Raw genomic sequence first — 15,877 nt, forward strand, 5'->3', positions numbered from 1 at the left:
GCCCATGGCGTGGTCATCCTTGATCAGGCCGGATGGCACACGTCAAACAAGCTCGCCATCCCGGACAACATCACACTCTTGCCTTTGCCACCCCGATCTCCCGAACTCAATCCTGTCGAAAACCTATGGCAGTACATGCGAGAAAACTGGCTCTCAAACCGGGTCTTCAAGGACTACGACCAGATCGTCGACCTGTGCTGCCGGGCCTGGAACACGCTCATCGATCAGCCATGGAAAATCATGTCAATCGGAATGCGTGACTGGGCGCATCGGTCCTGAATTTTGTCGTTTGGTATTACACTGATCCGAAGCTCGGGTCGCAAAAATCACGGTTTTGCGCTCGATTTAAGTGCATCTATCCGTGTATGCTAGGTGTGGATTCCAAGAAGGTTGTTCATTCGCTTTGAAGTCTTGAGATTAGTTGGGGACCAAGCTGGGCACTGAGTTCTGCAGGGAAGTCTTTTTTAAAAGCCTCCGGCGGATGCTCGTTACGGCCGAGGGTTTGTGAGCAGGCAGGTTATCCATGACCACGATGTCACCCGGCGATAGGGATGGTACCAGTACCTGTTCGACATAAGCCAGAAAGGCTGCGCCATTCATCGCGCCAGCTTGATCAGGGACCTCCCCGGCGGATTTCCATCAGGGCCAGTGGCAAACGTATGCCGCACATATGAAAGCAACCGATCACCGCAACAAGACAAAAACAGCTCTTGCCATAGGGGGCGTCCACATATGAATCAGATCTTACGCACGATGTGAATCCTATTTCGATTCCACGTGATCGGAAAAGCTTGTCTTATGATTTTTTCGGCTCATGAGTTCAGAATGAGCCAGTGCAGGCCACTCCACATGGCCAGCACTGGCGGAAGCGGGATCGCGAAAGGCTTGGTCGTTGGGAACCGTGCTAGAGTTTGATCCGTTGCCGTCTTCGCCTTGGGCCTGAACGGATACGCAGCAACTGTAAGGCTCTGCATGACAAGCATAGGACAGCGAAGATGACGAAGGATAGCATCGGGATTGATATTTAAAAAAACCATTTGGACGTTGCCTGGCCGCGGGCAGACAAGAGCACCCGCTTTACCAATGACCGGGAGGGATTTGTGGCCCTCAAACGCTGGCTCGGCGCCGGCCTGCCTGAGCTTGTCGTCTATGAGGCGACTGGCGCGTATCATAGTGCGTTCGAGCTGGCGTTTTCCGGTCAGTTGCCGCTTCACAAAATCAACCCGCTTCAGGCGCGCCGCTTCGCTCAGGCGTGTGGACTGCGGGCCAAGACCGACAAGGTGGATGCGGCCATGCTGGCGGCAATGGGCGCAACGCTTGACATGGAACCGGACCCAGTTGTCAGCAAGGAGCACTATGAACTCAAAGAGCTGCAGATAGAGCGCACGGCGCTCATCAAGGACCGGACCCGTCTCAAGAACCGGCTCAAGACCCAAATTCTCGCCTTAACCCGCCGCCAGACCAAGGCCCGGCTGGCCCAGATTGAACGGCAGTTGAAAGCCATTGACGGCGAGATCGAAACGCGGATTGAACAGGACCGGCCACGCGCGCTCGACATCCTCAAGTCCATTCCGGGGATAGGCTCAACCACAGCCGCTGCGATCCTAATCGAATGTCCTGAGATCGGCTCGCTCGGGCGCAAGCAAATCGCCAGCCTGGCCGGCCTGGCGCCAATGACCCGACAGTCAGGACAATGGCGTGGCACGGCATTCATTCAAGGCGGGCGAAAATTCCTGCGCGACGCCCTTTATATGCCCGCCCTTGTCACTAGCAAATTCAATCCGGACATGGCGGCAAAATACAAAGCCATGAGAAGAGAAAGAAAACCGGAAAAAGTCGCCTTAACCGCCATCATGCGAAAGCTCATAGAACTCGCAAACACTCTCATCAAGCAAAACAGAACGTGGACACAAAAGCCAGCTTGATCAAAACGGATACTCTAGGAGTGTTCAAGATTAAGCTGCGAGAGGCAGGTCGTAACCGGCAAGCTCTTGGAAACCTGCAGCAACGGCAGCCGCAGCGCCCTTATCTACACCCATTTCGTTGATGAACTCCATCTGCAGAGCAGGGGAGACTTCCGAAAAGAATGAAAATACAGGGGCGTTAAAGCTATCAACGCTGTTTATGTTCGTATTAGCGTCCGCAGTCATATCCACGCCGTAAGGCGCGTTGACAGTCGCTAGAATTTTGATTGCGGTATTCATTATGCTCACAATCATAGTGCTATTCAGCAATTTTCACGTTAAAAATCAATGAATTTCGTCTCTTTGCCTGTGATCATCGGGGCATAGAACAGTACCCATGCCTGCCATGGCAATGATCATGACCGCCATGCCTCTCAGCATGGCAGCCTTGCCGATGGTATCCCAAAAGTGGCTCAAGGCTGCACCTTGCTGGTACGAAATGTGGGAACAAACGCGGGTGAAACTGTCGGGGTTTTGCAGGAAGACTGCTGTAAATCCCTGTTTGTTCACTGCGTGTTCTTACAAGAAGTTGCGAGGTCGGGTGCAGTGGAAAAAACATTCAGGGGCAAAAAAAGCCTTGAAGCTCAGGGCTTTTGTTCGTAAACGGAACGAACCGGAGAGGTGGCCGAGTGGTCGAAGGCGCTCCCCTGCTAAGGGAGTAGGCCCGGAAGGGTCTCGAGGGTTCGAATCCCTTCCTCTCCGCCATTTTTCATAAAGCAGTAGTGTTTCTGGAACAGCTTCCTTGCCATGGGACGCCAGACCGAGTGTGCTGAAATCAGCTTGCAGGTTTAGATTGGTCCCTTGGGAGGATGTGCTCCAACGGACGGTCGCTGTGTGGACCTTGGTGAATGCAAGACTTCCCGCGTCAGCACCGATTAGACCTTGGACAAAAAGTTTCTAATCTCGCTTGCCGTCAGGTCTGGCCGTTCCATGGGCGCCAGATGGCCAGTAGGCAATTCAACATAGGATGCGCCCTTTATGGACGCCGCAAGCGACCTCGAATGCGCGGGGGGCACCATGTGGTCGTGGGTTGCGCCAATCACCAAAGTCGGGGTGACTATTTTCTTTACAGCATCACCGACGTCCAGCGTCAGATCGACTTCGACCTGACGGGCCATGCCAAGCCAGGCTTGCGTTTCAACTGTCTCCCGCATGGCTTCATCAACACCCTCAAAGCCCCATGAAGACAGGGCATCCGGACTGATGCCCGTCAGTAAAACGAGCTTGGCCATCGCTTCACGTTCCGATGCGATCAGGTCACGCCAAAGTTCGAACTGGATCTTCAGGCGGGGATCCAACCTCGCAAATCCGGCAATCAGAATGAGGTTACTTATCCGTTCGGGGTGATCTGCTGCAATACGGACTGAAATGGCAGCACCAAGCGAAAAACCAACAATGGCGAAGCTGTCGACGCCGACATGATCGACGACCGCCAATATCTGAGACGCCAGATACTCCACCGTCAGCTCGCGCCCGTCATCCCCGGTTTCACCCGACCCGGTGTAATCAGGACGAACAACGGTGTAGTCTTTCGACAGTTCCTTTGAGATGCCGCCCCAGTTCCCCGCACCATCCCCGCCGGTGCCATGTACCAGCACCACTGCCGGACCAGTTCCCTCTTGGCGGTAACCGACGTTTACACCGTCAAATGTCGTGAAATGCACTGCTCAACTCCTTGGTTGTCTCGCGGTGCCAACAGGTATAAACCTTGACAGTACTGTCAGAGTCAAGATGGATCGAGAACGCTATGAAAATTGGCGAATTGTCCAAACGCACAAATGTCTCGGCGAGGATGTTGCGCTACTATGAGGACGAACAATTAATCAGCCCAACGCGCCGCGCCTCCGGATATCGCGACTATAGCCGCGAGGATGAACAGGTCGTGAAAACAATTCGTATCTTGAGCGAGGCCGGATTGAAGCTCGATTTCATACGCCGTTTTTTGCCTTGTTTGCGGAGCGAAGGACCAATCCTGCATCCTTGCCCGGATTTAATGTCGGCGATGGAGCAGGAAATTAGGGAGCTTGACGCGCGTGTCGCCAAATATCGTAAAAGCCGCAAAATATTGGACGGATACTACAAAGAGATGCGCGCAGAGGCTTAATAGCAAGCCCGATAAATAAGAACCTATTTGACCAAGAGATGAGAGCGTTCCGCGAGAAATGCCAGCCGCTCACCTGAGTGGGGAGCTGGCATCCTGAACGGGCGCATGTCCCTGGTTGGCATCGCCCAACTGGCGCAGGGGAATTCCGGCGATGACGTTGCTTTCGATTGTCGCGAGGTTTCTGGATTTGGTTTCCGGCAACCAGACAAGCGAAATGACCAGCGAGCAGACACAGACCGCCGCGAAGATCAGGAAGACTCCGTCAAGCCCGATGGAGGAGACACCGCTCAGGAAGACGAAGGCAATCAGCGCGTTGAACAGCCAACTGGTGGCCGAGGCGACCGAGATCCCGGTTTCCCGGATGGTCGAGGGAACCAGTTCGGACATGAGGACATAGGGAAGGGGGCCGAGGCTGACGGCAAAGGCGCCGATATAGACGCACAGGGCGATCAGGCCGAGAATGGGCAGGGACCAGACCTGGGCCGCGACAACGCCGAGAAGGCCGATGACCATGATGAGGGATCCGAAGATGGCAAGTGGCCTGCGCCCCAGCCTGTCGACCGTTGCGATGGCGACGACAGTTGCAATCAGATTGATCAGGCCGAGGCCGAAAGTGGCGCCGAGGGCGGCCGTTCCCGGCGAGAAGCCCAGGTCGACGAAGATCGCCGGGGCATAATAAAGAATTCCGTCGATGCCGCTCAGGTTCTGCAGAATGAACAGGCCACAGCACAAGGTCAGGACAGCCGGGGTCGATCCGATGCGCAGTGTTTTCCAGAGGGACAATGCCGGCCGTGCGGACCCTTCTGCGACGGGAACCCGTTCAAGGCCAAGGGATGCGGAAACAGATTCCGCCTCGGGATGTCGCCCGACCCTCGCCAGCCAGACCGGGCTTTCCGGCACCATCAGCAGTGCGGCAAATCCCGCCACGGCGATCACGCCACCAACGCCTATGCCATGGGCCCATGCAGCCGGGTCATCTATCAGAAGCGGGACGGTATAGGCGGCCAGTATCCCCATGGTGACGGCGAGCTGGAACAGGGAAACGACACTTCCGCGAAACCGGGCCGGTGTCGCTTCACCCGCGTACATCGGTCCTGCCATGGAAGACAAACCCACAGCCAGACCGATCAGAACGCGCGCGGCGATCAGTCCGGGCAGATCGGGATGGGTGAGGGTGAGGCCGTACCCGGCGGCCGCAAGCCCGAAGGCCGCCAGCAGCGTGATCCGCCGCCCGAATGCGCGCGCCAGCGGGCCGGCGGCGATTGCTCCCAGAAAGCAGCAGAACACCAGCGAAACGGTCACATATTCCTTGCCCCCGGTGCCGAGGGAGAATTCGCGGCCGATTTCGTCCAGCCATCCCGCAATGCTGGCCGTGCTGTAGCCGAACAGCAGGCCTGCGCAAATTGTCAGGAAGGACACGCGGCCTACCGCCAGGTAGAGCCGCGTGCCGGTGACTTGAGTGAGTGTCATGCCGCCGCGGCGGGGCTGTGGCGCATTTCGATCTCTTCAAGACTGACGCCCTTGGTTTCAGGAGCGTAGAACCAGGAGAAAATCGCCCCAAGGGTGCAGAAAATTCCGAACAGAGCGAAGGTTGCCACCGCGCCGAAATGAGCCAGAACCACCGGGAACGAAAACACCACGATGAAGTTGCAGCTCCAGTTCGCGACCGAGGCCATGGCCATGCCCCGGCTGCGCAGCGCCAGCGGGAACAATTCGGACATATACAGCCACGGCAACGGCCCCAGGCTGACCGCGAAGAAGGCGATATAGGCAAACAGACCGGCCAGGGCCAGTGGCGCCAGCTCGGGCTTGTCGGCCTGCATGGCGTAGGCGATCACCGCAAGGCTGAGCGCGGTGCCGATGAAGCCCAGAATCAGCAGGGGGCGGCGGCCAAAACGGTCGACGATGAACATGGCGACGATTGTCATCAGAACGTTCACCACGCCGATACCGACGGTAGCGGCCAACTGGGTGCTGGAACCGTCGAAACCGGCATGTTTCATGATAATCGGAGCATAATAGATAACGGCATTGATGCCACTGACCTGCTGGAAAACAAAGGCTGCGATGGTGAAAATCACCAGCGGCCGGACGTTTTCGGTCAGGAATGCGCTCCAGCCCGGTTCGGCGACTCCGGACGCTTGCGTGCGCTCGATCTCAGTGACGACATGAGTGGCCTCTTCCTTGGACAGATCCGGCTGAACAAGGCCGATGACCTTGATTGCCTTGTCATGTGAACCGTTCATGGCCAGCCAGCGGGGGCTCTCGGGCGACAGGGCTATTCCGATCAGGGAAACCAGTGCAGGTACCGCACCGAGCGCCAGCATCCATCTCCACGCACCAAGCGGTTCAAGGACCAGATCCAGAAGATAGGACGAAAGAATGCCGACCGTGATCATCAACTGAAAGGCCGAAACCACCGCGCCCCTGTATTTCGCCGGGGCGAGCTCGGCCAGGAACATCGGGGCCGCCAGGGCGGATGCCCCGATGGCAACACCCAGCAACAGACGCGCGGCGACGAGAAACTCCAGGCCCGTGGCCAAACCGGCCGCGACCGCGCCGATCGCGAACAGGACCGAGCACAGTATCAGCACCTTGCGCCGCCCAAGACTGTCGGCATACATCGCCGCCAGGATAGCTCCGGCGACAGCCCCCAACGGGACCGCGGCCGTCATGAAGCCTTCACCGGTCGCCGAGATGTCGAAAGTCTTGGTGATCAGGGGAAGAGCCCCGGCGATCACACCTTCATCGAAGCCGAACAACAGGCCGAACAGCGCGGCCAGGGAAACCAATCGTAAGAGCATTCAAGTCATCCTTCGGGTTCAGGCCGACAAGCGCGCGTAGACGCCTTCGGCATGGCGCAGAGACCATGCAGTGATCGTGAGATAGCTGTTGGCCGACCCCTGTGACGGCCATGCGGCCGCATCGGCGACAGACAGGTTGGGCAGGCGCCAGAACTGACCGAAGGAGTTGGTCACCCCGGCATCTTCTTCTTGTGACATGCGCAGCCCGCCAATCTCGTGCAGGGCTGCTCCCAGCGGATTGACCTGGGTTCGCAATAGCTCCGCGTCGAGGGCTTCGGCGACTTGCGGCAGGAAGGCGTCCATTTCGCTCAGGATACGCTTGTCGCCGTCGCTGCGGTCGGCAATGACCGCGTATTGGCCCATGTCTCCGGGGCCGTCTCCCTGGCCTTTGGTCAGTACGACTTCATTTGTTTCCGAGGATTCCCCGACACCGAAGCAATAGGCCAGAAGATACAGGCCGTCGGGGTCGCAATCGAGCCAGACGGTGGCATGATAGGGGGTGTACCAGGTTTCGGCGAACGGCCCCTGGATCTGGATGTGATAGGGGCGTTCCTTGGTCGGCGGGATAAAGGCGTAGATCGGCTCTTTCAGCGGCTTGCGCAGTTTGAACAGTCCCTGGATGAACTGGTGATCGGCGATGTGGGTGCCGACATCCGGATGCAGGTCCTTCAGACCCGACGCCAGGGCCAGACGGGTCGACTGGATCGCGCCACCGGCAAATGTGTAGTGCCGGGCGACCAGCCTGAAACGCTTTTCATCGCCGGTTCCCTTGACGATCAGGCCGGTGACCGTGTTGCCGTCATGGTCGACCCGCTCGGCGATCGCGTCGGGAACCAGAACGATCCGTCCGCGCTCCACATCGCGGGCCAGAAGCCCGCTGCGGATCAGACGGTCGGAAGAACTGTCGAAGCCGCGTGGCATATAGCCGTTACGGGGCTCCTGGGTATCGACGCCGGTCGAGGCGTGCACGGCTTCAATTCCCGCGTCATTCAGGCGGTCGAGAAATCCCTGCTGCGCCTCACCCCGGAAAAAGGCCGGCCGGTCCGTGTTGGGCCCGGAGACGTGCATCAGGTTCTCGGCCTTCCGGTAGTAGGGCTCGAACTCGTCGTAGGTGACGGGCCAGTCGGCGAAATCCCATTCCGTAAAGCGCGGGGTGCAGCCACCCCAGAACAGCGTCCTGCCGCCGACCGTCGACCATGCGTCGCTGTTCAGGGGCGGAGACACGGTTTCGTCGAAATCGGCGCGATCCGTCCAGGCGGTTCTGTAACGCACAAGATTGTGGATCTGCGGCGTCAGATCGCTGCGGCTGCGGAAAGGGGTGGAACCGACATGGCTCGGAAGCACGAATGGCCCGGCCTCAAGGATCACGACGGACAGGCCCTTGTTGGCCAGCTCTATGGCACTGGTGACGCCCGCCGTCCCCGATCCCACGATCAGGACGTCGATACTTGTTGTGGCTTTTGCGATGGAAAACAGGTCGGAGGTCAGGACCGAAGACAGAGATTTCATGGATTTAAGCCTCAGCGATTGAAATAGGCGGCAGCAACTTTGTGGAATGCACGGATGATGTCGTCGACATCCGCATCGCTCAGGATGGAGGCGATCGACAGCAGTCCGGAGCGGTCGTGCAGGTCGTCACACACCGGCAGAAGCCCACGGTGGTAGTTGATCTGCGATGCAAAGGCGTTGTCCGGGTGCGACCAGGGGAAACCGTCCCGGGTGTTTGATCGCTTTTCCGTCAGACTGGGAATGTTGAAATACCAGTGCAGCCCCCAGTCGCGCATGGGCAGGCAGCTCAGCGACCCTTCCGGTCCGTGGATTCCCTCTGCCTTTACGGCAGCCATGAAGCGCGAGCACATGTCCGCATCCTCGAAGGTCATGATCAAGAAGGGACCGCTGTCGCCTTCCGGATCGATGACATTGCGTAACCGAATTTCGGGATACGCGGACAGGGCTTCGCGAATGCGCCATTTTGCACTGCGCATGGCTCCGGTGATCCCGCCCAACTTGCGCGATTGCGCCAGTGCCATCGCGCCGGTCAGATCCGACATGCGTGCGCCGATACCCCAGAACTGGCAGGTTTCATCCTCCGGATCGAAACGGCCGGCGTCGTTGCGGGCGTAGCCAAGATCGTGCATGGCAACGATCCGGCGGAACAGGTCCTCATCCTTGCAGACGATCATTCCGCCATCGCCGGACGTCATGTTCTTGTTCATCTGAAAGCTGAACGTGGCGATGTCGCCGAAACGGCCAACGGGTGTTCCGTTCTGGCTCGCACCTGCGGCCTGCGCGCAATCCTCAATCAGCCCAAGCCCGTGCTCGCGCGCAAGCTCGGCGATGTCCGCAACATGTCCGGGAGCGCCGCTCATGTGAACCAGCAAGATGGCCCGGCTGCGGGAATTGATCTTGCTTCTGAGATCCTTGACGTCCATGCAGAATGTGTCGTCGATGTCGACCAGCCGCGGAATGGCCCCCGCCCGCACAATGGCGGACATGCAACTCACCCACATGTATCCGGCGACCAGAACTTCGTCACCCGGGCCGACCTCAAGCGCGGAAAGGGCGATGGACAAGGCAGCCGTTCCGGACGAAACGGCCAGCGCGTGTTTGTGCCCATAGGTCTCACACCACTCCTGCTCAAGGGTCTCCACCATGTATTGAGGATCGATGCCATAGAACCGGAAAGGGCTCTGCGAGCGCAGAACCCGGTCGACCAGTTCGCGTTCTTCGTCGCCTATCCAATGCGCACCGGGAAGCTCCCAGGGCAGGGGAGACGTGCGGACTGGTGTTCCGCCATCGATGGCCAATTTTTGTTCTCGAGCTGATACAGGCACCTGGCGAGGTCCTCCCTATGGGTTTTGCGGGGTGCAATCACCCGCGTTCATTCAGGCGAGACAGGTGTCGTCACCTGCTCCGTTGGACCTTGGGTCCGTTTGTATGTCAGGCGTACGAACGGTAAGTGGCGCTAACCGGCGAGCCGATGTTCCCCCATCAGCCGGTTGCAGCGCAGCCTCCCCGATTTCGCCATCGCCCGGTGCTGCAGGGCGCTGGCGCTTCAAACAGGGAGTGGGAGCTGCCCACCGGAGCAGCACCTTGCCGGAATAGTCCAGCTTTTCTCCCGATATGTCAAAAACCCTAACCCCGGTTTTCTCAAACAACTCAAAACGCAAACGACTTAATTTTAGCTATCTGAAAGCAGAAAGCGCATTTGAGAATACCGAATAGGTCAGTCAAAATATCTCAGCAAAAATAATGCTTTAAAGATTAATATATCCCTACACGCAATGAGTTTCACGCCCAGGAAGGACGACTTTTGGTGGAGAACGCGGTCACGCGGGCCGGGATAGCGGCCCTCGCTCGCCGGACCGGTCCGGACCCGTGTTTGCGAATCATTGCAACTAAACGGGCGCTGAAGAAAAGGCGCTTCGGCGAGGATCAGGTCACCGGCAATTGAAGGAACACGGTCGAATTCTCCTGATCCGGAAGCTCATACGCACCCGTGCCAGGGCGCTGAGCGGGTCTGTCTCTAGCGATAGATCATTGTCGGCAACCACATGGAGAACGCCGGCACGAAGGTGAGCAGGAGCAGGACAGTCACCAACGGGATCAGGAACGGGGCGGTTGCTGTCACACATCGCTCGAAAGGCACATGGGCCACCTTCGACAGAACGTAAAGCACCATGCCCACCGGTGGTGTCAGCAGCCCGATCATCAGATTGAGGATCATGATGATGCCGAAATGCACCGGATCGATGCCAAGGCTGACGGCGACCGGCAGCAAAACCGGTGTCAGGATGGTGATCGCCGCAATGGTCTCCATGAAAAGTCCGATGACCAGAATGATCATGGTGATGATCAGAAGCAGCGCCACCTTGTTGTCCGTCAGGGCTACCATGACTTCCGAAAACTGCCTGGCGGTCTGGTTGGCCGTCAGGATCCACGCGAAGATCGTGGAGGCTGCGACGATGAGCATGATCGCGGACGTGGTCTCCACTGTTTCGAACGAGACCTTGAGGATCTTCTTCCAGTTCAGTGTGCGGTAGACACCGACACCGAGAAAGAGACACCATGCGACGGCGGCGATGGCCGCTTCCGTCGGCGTGAATATGCCGAACATGATACCGCCGATGATGATCGCCGGTGTCATCAACGGCAGCAACGCGTCGAGGAAAGTGCGTCCGAAGCGTCCCAGAACGAACGCCTGGTCGCGCGGGTAATTACGGCGGCGCGAGTACCAGGCGACCATGGCCATCAGCGCCAACGCCATCATCAGGCCGGGCACGATACCCGCCATGAACAGCTGGCCGATGGACGCATCCGCAATGACGCCATAGATGACCAGCGGCAGGGAAGGCGGGATGATCGGCCCGATGGTGGACGAGGCCGCCGTGATGCCGACGGCGAAATCCGTGTCGTAGCCGGAATCGCGCATCGCCTTGATCTCGATGTTCCCCAGCCCGCCGGCATCGGCCACAGCCGCGCCCGACATGCCCGCGAAGATGACGCTCGCACCCACATTGACGTGTCCCAGACCGCCGTGCATCCAGCCGACGGTGGCCCGTGCGAAGGCGAAGATGCGGGTTGTGATGCCTGCCGAATTCATAAGGTTGCCGGCCAGGATGAAAAACGGCACCGCGATCAGCGGAAAGGAATTGATACCGTTGACCATGTTTGCCAGCACGATCATCGGCGGCATTCCCTCAAAGACGATAAACGCCAGGGAGGCCAGCGCCAGGGCGGCGGCGACCGGCACGCCGATGATCATCAGAGCAAACAGAAACAGGATCATGAGCACAATGGCCATGCGGTCTTAACTTCAATCGGTGGGCAGGTGCGCGTCCAGCGAACGCACGACTTCATCCGGCGTCTGGCGCAGCCGGCGCCACAGCCAGATGGCCGAGTAGAACGCCATGACGCCGAGCGCGATCACGCAGATTGTGTAGATCCAGGCCTTCGGGATGGGCAGGGAGATCATTTTTTGCCGGGTCTTCTGGGTCAGCTCGATGCCGATCCAGGTCATGGCGCTGAAAAATCCCAGCGTGATTGCCTGCGACAGCACGGTAAGCGCCTTCGCGGCTGCTGGAGGCACCATGCGCATCAGGAATTCCAGTGTGATGTGGGACCCGCGCCGCGTCGCCGTGATCGATCCCAGGAAACAGACCAGGATCAGAAGATAGCGTGCCACTTCCTCGGTCCAGGCCAGGGAATCGTTCAGGACGTAGCGGGTGAAGAATTGCAGGAATACGACGACGGCCAGAACCCAGAAAACGAAGATGCCCGGGCCGTCGATCCATCTCAGGCTGCTGAGGTCGGTCTCCCGATCCTCGAACTGCAGCAGACCGGGCGCACCTGAAGTGCGCCCTTTCCGCGTTTCGGCAGCGGCGGGGTCGTTCGTTTCCGCCGCCGCTTCGGTCTCCTGGTTCATTGAGCGAGGGCCTGCATCCGCTCGTAATGTTCCTGGGTATAAGGCACTTTCGATTCATCCGTCAGGATGGGCGCGACAGCTGCCTGGAAGGCCGCCTTGTCGACATCGTTGATCTGGATACCTTCATCTCGGAACCACTGCACCAGATCCTGTTCGGACTGGTAGATTTCTTCAGCGTTCTGCGCCAGGGCGTCCTTGATGACGGCATCGACGGTCGCGGCGTCATCGCCCAGCTGGCCCATGGCGTTCTCGGAGACCACGACGATCAGCGAGTTACCGATATGACCGGTCAGATTGATGTTCGACTGGACTTCGTAGAACTTCTTGAACTTGATCGTCGGAAGCGGATTTTCCTGGGCGTCCACGACACCCTGCTGCAGCGCGAGGTAGACTTCCGAGAACGCGATCGGGGTCGGATTTGCGCCGACAGCATTGGGGAACAGCACCATCAGCGGCGAATCCGGAACGCGGATTTTCAGGCCTTCCATGTCCGCCGGTTCGGTGATCGGAAACTTGGAGGTCACGTGGCGGTAGCCGTACCAGGTGATGCCCATGACCGTATGACCGGTGGCGTCCTTGTAGCCGTCGGATAGATCCGTGAAGAGATCGCTGTCGCGATAGGCTTTCCAGTGGTCGTAATCCTTCAGCATGAAGGGGTAGTCGGATATGGCGATAGGACCATAGTCGCGTTCCGCGAAGTTCGGTCCGGTATAGATCATGTCGACAGAGCCGATGGTCAGGCCTTCGTTGATCTCCGCTTCCTTGCCGAGCGATGAGGCCGGGTAGACGGAAATGGATACCCGCCCGTCGGTCTTTTCATTGATCTGTTCCGCCGCCCAGAGCGCCCACTTGTGGTAGCTGGAGCCTTCCTCGTAGACATGCGCCCATTTCAGATCCGCCGCCAGGGCCTGACCGGCAAGGGTCACCGTCATAGCGGCAGCCAGAAGGCCCCGCGTCACCTTTTTTCCAAACATATTTGTCCTCCCGATGGCCGGAGCCGAACTCCTCCGCTCGCCTGGCCAATTCTTGCATAACTAGTATACAAGATATTTTACGTATATGACATATTTACGGAATGCAAACGAATTCGATCTGGTCAGACCGGCCGCGAACTGCTACGCCCTCTTGGGAAATACCTAGAGAAACCGCCGGTTCTCGTGGCTCTCAAGTGTTGCCGAAAACTTTTAGCCGGCTGGTTTCAGGAGAAGTGATGGCCGTATCGTTGAATGAAAGGTCTTCCACCGAATTGAAGGTGCGCAAGCAGAGGGCGCCGAATTCGCCGCCGCGCGGGGCACCTGACAGGCATGCCGGACAGGCGACGCGAAACTCGGAGATCGTCTATCGCGATCTGCGCGATGCGATTGTCGACGTCACGTTGACGCCGGGAACGCCGCTCGTCGAAAAAGAGATCACGGAAAGATATGGAATCAGCCGGACCCCGGTTCGCGAAGCGATCCTCAGACTGGCCGAAGAACAGCTGGTGGATGTCATCCCGAAGTCAGGGACCTTTGTCGCCCGCATACCGGTTGCCGTCCTGCATGAGGCGATTGTCGCCCGCAAGGCGCTGGAAGGGGCTTGTGTCCGCGAGGCGACAGCGAAAGCCAGCAAGAGCCAGATCATGGAGCTTCGGGCTATCATTCAGCGCGAATACGAACTGTGCGCTGCCGGTGACGAACAGGCGTTCCATGACGCGGACAACGCCTTTCACGCCGGTGTGGCTGCCGCGAGCGGCTATCCCGGTATCTGGTCCATGATCGAAAAGATCAGGCTGCAGGTCGAACGCTATCGCCGGTTGACGCTGCCGCAAAAAGGCAGAATGGCGTTGATCGTTGCCGAACACGCAGCCGTCCTCGACGCCATCGAGAGTGGCGACGCGGATGCGGCCGTGGCCGCCATGAACAATCATCTCAACAAGCTGCGGATCGACATCGGGACGTTCCGGGACCTGTGGCCGGATTATTTCCTGTTCGACAAGAAATAACATCTGCCGAGATCCATGTGTCCGGCCGTTGGTCTTGGTACCTGGCCTTGGAAAGCGCGGGAACGGGCTGAAGGGGTGCTACCGCAAGGGAGACGAAAAAAGGCCATCCCGGTCGCCCGGAGTGGCCTTTCTTGTCATCTGCGGTGGCTTCCCGTTAGCTGATCTGGGTCAGAAGCTTGTCGAGGCTGGCCTTGGCGTCGCCGTAGAACATCCGCGTGTTTTCCTTGTAGAACAGCGGATTCTCGATGCCGGAATAACCCGTGCCCTGGCCGCGCTTGGAAACGAAGACCTGCTTTGCTTTCCAGACTTCCAGAACCGGCATGCCGGCGATGGGCGAGTTCGGGTCTTCCTGGGCCGCCGGATTGACGATGTCGTTGGAGCCGATGACGATGACGACATCCGTATCGGGAAAGTCGTCATTGATCTCGTCCATCTCCATGACGATGTCGTAGGGCACCTTGGCTTCCGCCAGAAGCACGTTCATGTGGCCGGGCAGGCGTCCGGCGACCGGGTGGATCGCGAAGCGGACATTCTTGCCCTTGCCGCGCATGCGTTTGGTCAGTTCACTGACCGACTGCTGCGCCTGCGCGACGGCCATGCCATAGCCGGGAACGATGATGACGCTGTCTGCGTCTTCTAGGGCGGTGATCACGCCGTCCGCATCGATGGCGATCTGTTCGCCTTCAACTTCCATGGCAGGGCCCGTGGTGTTGCCGAAACCGCCCAGGATGACTGAGACGAACGAGCGGTTCATCGCCTTGCACATGATGTAGCTGAGGATCGCACCGGAGGAGCCGACCAGGGCGCCGACGACAATCAGCAGATCGTTGCCGAGCGAGAAGCCGATGGCCGCCGCGGCCCAGCCCGAATAGGAGTTCAGCATCGACACCACCACCGGCATGTCGGCGCCGCCGATGCCCATGATCAGGTGATAGCCGATGAAGAAAGCCAGCAGCGTCATCAGGATGAGCGTCCAGATGCCCGCGCCGTTCAGGAACAGGATCAGCAGGATCAGGCTGAGGATACCCGCGCCGGCATTCAGCATGTGACCGCCCGGCAGTTTCTCCGCCTTGGAGGTGATCTTGCCGGCGAGTTTGCCGAAGGCGACAACCGATCCGGTGAAGGTGATCGCACCGATGAACACACCGAGGAAGACCTCGACCTTGAGGATCGACTGTTCGACCGGGCTCTTGTGCGCCAGGATCGCCGCGAACCCTTCCAGCGCCTCGCGCTCTTCAGAGCTCATGGAGAGGACCCGGCCGAGCTCGATGTAGGCGTTGAAGCCGACGAAAACGGCGGCCAGACCCACCAGCGAGTGCATCGCTGCCACCAACTGAGGCATCTCGGTCATCTGCACGCGTTGTGCGACGTAATAACCGATGATCCCGCCACCAGCGATCAGCACAACCGACAGGAGCCACAGGCCGGAGCCCGGGCCAATCAGCGTGGCGACAACCGCCAGCGCCATGCCGGCAATGCCGTACCAGACCGCGCGTTTCGCGCTTTCCTGCCCCGAAAGACCGCCCAGTGACAGGATGAACAGTACAGCTGCAACCACATAGGCAGCCGTCGTGAAACCGAATTCCATCGCTCGGCCTC

15 protein-coding genes, 1 tRNA gene and 1 pseudogene are annotated in these 15,877 nt (G+C 58.9%); 5 read left to right on the forward strand and 12 right to left on the reverse strand.

Features of this window, described 5'->3' with window-relative positions:
- The coding region (locus OA90_RS17770; RefSeq protein ID WP_199823691.1) for a transposase at positions 1–279 on the forward strand (279 nt) is incomplete at its 5' end.
- Positions 280–501: 222 nt separating this feature from the next.
- Here the strand turns inward: OA90_RS17770 and OA90_RS28625 are convergent.
- Positions 502–606 (reverse strand): annotated as a pseudogene (locus OA90_RS28625) (IS630 family transposase); the annotation flags it as partial.
- A gap of 431 nt (positions 607–1,037) precedes the next feature.
- Between OA90_RS28625 and OA90_RS17780 the strand changes: the two are divergent.
- Positions 1,038–1,925, forward strand: a complete 888-nt coding sequence (locus OA90_RS17780) for an IS110 family transposase (protein WP_244274665.1) — start codon at positions 1,038–1,040, stop codon at positions 1,923–1,925.
- A gap of 30 nt (positions 1,926–1,955) precedes the next feature.
- On the opposite strand, the gene OA90_RS17785 is transcribed toward OA90_RS17780, so the two are convergent.
- Both OA90_RS17785 and OA90_RS17790 read right to left on the reverse strand, forming a co-directional pair.
- Complete coding sequence (locus OA90_RS17785) at positions 1,956–2,204, reverse strand: hypothetical protein (protein WP_068415376.1); 249 nt, start codon at positions 2,202–2,204, stop codon at positions 1,956–1,958.
- A gap of 45 nt (positions 2,205–2,249) precedes the next feature.
- A complete protein-coding gene (locus tag OA90_RS17790) occupies positions 2,250–2,474 on the reverse strand; it encodes a hypothetical protein (protein WP_068415021.1) in 225 nt (74 codons plus the stop codon).
- A gap of 105 nt (positions 2,475–2,579) precedes the next feature.
- Here OA90_RS17790 and OA90_RS17795 point away from each other — a divergent pair.
- Positions 2,580–2,669 (forward strand) — tRNA-Ser (locus tag OA90_RS17795).
- Positions 2,670–2,839: 170 nt separating this feature from the next.
- Here OA90_RS17795 and OA90_RS17800 read toward each other — a convergent pair.
- Positions 2,840–3,628, reverse strand: a complete 789-nt coding sequence (locus OA90_RS17800; RefSeq protein WP_068415024.1) for an alpha/beta hydrolase — start codon at positions 3,626–3,628, stop codon at positions 2,840–2,842.
- An 83-nt stretch (positions 3,629–3,711) separates the two neighbouring features.
- On the opposite strand from OA90_RS17800, the gene OA90_RS17805 reads away from it, so the two are divergent.
- Positions 3,712–4,068 (forward strand): MerR family transcriptional regulator, encoded by a 357-nt coding sequence (locus tag OA90_RS17805; RefSeq protein ID WP_068415027.1) that lies wholly within the window; start codon positions 3,712–3,714, stop codon positions 4,066–4,068.
- 69 nt (positions 4,069–4,137) lie between these two features.
- Here OA90_RS17805 and OA90_RS17810 read toward each other — a convergent pair whose 3' ends face one another.
- The 7 genes from OA90_RS17810 to OA90_RS17840 all read right to left on the reverse strand — a co-directional run bounded on the left by OA90_RS17810 (position 4,138) and on the right by OA90_RS17840 (position 13,271).
- Complete coding sequence (locus tag OA90_RS17810; protein WP_082837123.1) at positions 4,138–5,538, reverse strand: sugar porter family MFS transporter; 1,401 nt, start codon at positions 5,536–5,538, stop codon at positions 4,138–4,140.
- A complete protein-coding gene (locus tag OA90_RS17815; protein ID WP_068415031.1) occupies positions 5,535–6,872 on the reverse strand; it encodes a sugar porter family MFS transporter in 1,338 nt (445 codons plus the stop codon). Before OA90_RS17815 ends, OA90_RS17810 begins: the two co-directional genes overlap by 4 nt.
- An 18-nt stretch (positions 6,873–6,890) precedes the next feature.
- Positions 6,891–8,381 (reverse strand): GMC family oxidoreductase, encoded by a 1,491-nt coding sequence (locus OA90_RS17820; RefSeq protein ID WP_068415034.1) that lies wholly within the window; start codon positions 8,379–8,381, stop codon positions 6,891–6,893.
- An 11-nt stretch (positions 8,382–8,392) separates the two neighbouring features.
- Positions 8,393–9,679 carry a DegT/DnrJ/EryC1/StrS family aminotransferase gene (locus OA90_RS17825; protein ID WP_068415037.1) on the reverse strand — a complete coding sequence of 429 codons (1,287 nt, stop codon included), beginning with the start codon at positions 9,677–9,679 and terminating at the stop codon, positions 8,393–8,395.
- Between the two features lie 719 nt (positions 9,680–10,398).
- The gene (locus OA90_RS17830; RefSeq protein ID WP_068415040.1) at positions 10,399–11,676 is read right to left on the reverse strand and encodes a TRAP transporter large permease; all 1,278 of its coding nucleotides are present in this window, start codon (positions 11,674–11,676) and stop codon (positions 10,399–10,401) included.
- A 12-nt stretch (positions 11,677–11,688) separates the two neighbouring features.
- Positions 11,689–12,297, reverse strand: a complete 609-nt coding sequence (locus tag OA90_RS17835) for a TRAP transporter small permease (protein WP_082837125.1) — start codon at positions 12,295–12,297, stop codon at positions 11,689–11,691.
- Positions 12,294–13,271: a sialic acid TRAP transporter substrate-binding protein SiaP gene (locus OA90_RS17840; protein WP_068415043.1), complete on the reverse strand. Its 978-nt coding sequence runs from the start codon at positions 13,269–13,271 to the stop codon at positions 12,294–12,296. The genes OA90_RS17835 and OA90_RS17840 overlap by 4 nt, the downstream gene beginning before the upstream one ends.
- A gap of 236 nt (positions 13,272–13,507) precedes the next feature.
- On the opposite strand from OA90_RS17840, the gene OA90_RS17845 reads away from it, so the two are divergent.
- Entirely contained in the window at positions 13,508–14,278 is a 771-nt protein-coding gene (locus tag OA90_RS17845) for a GntR family transcriptional regulator (protein WP_082837126.1), read from the forward strand.
- A 154-nt stretch (positions 14,279–14,432) separates the two neighbouring features.
- Here OA90_RS17845 and OA90_RS17850 read toward each other — a convergent pair whose 3' ends face one another.
- Complete coding sequence (locus tag OA90_RS17850) at positions 14,433–15,866, reverse strand: NAD(P)(+) transhydrogenase (Re/Si-specific) subunit beta (protein WP_068415046.1); 1,434 nt, start codon at positions 15,864–15,866, stop codon at positions 14,433–14,435.
- Positions 15,867–15,877 lie beyond the last annotated feature (11 nt).

The organism is Labrenzia sp. OB1 (assembly GCF_001624695.1).
Lineage (GTDB): Bacteria > Pseudomonadota > Alphaproteobacteria > Rhizobiales > Stappiaceae > Roseibium.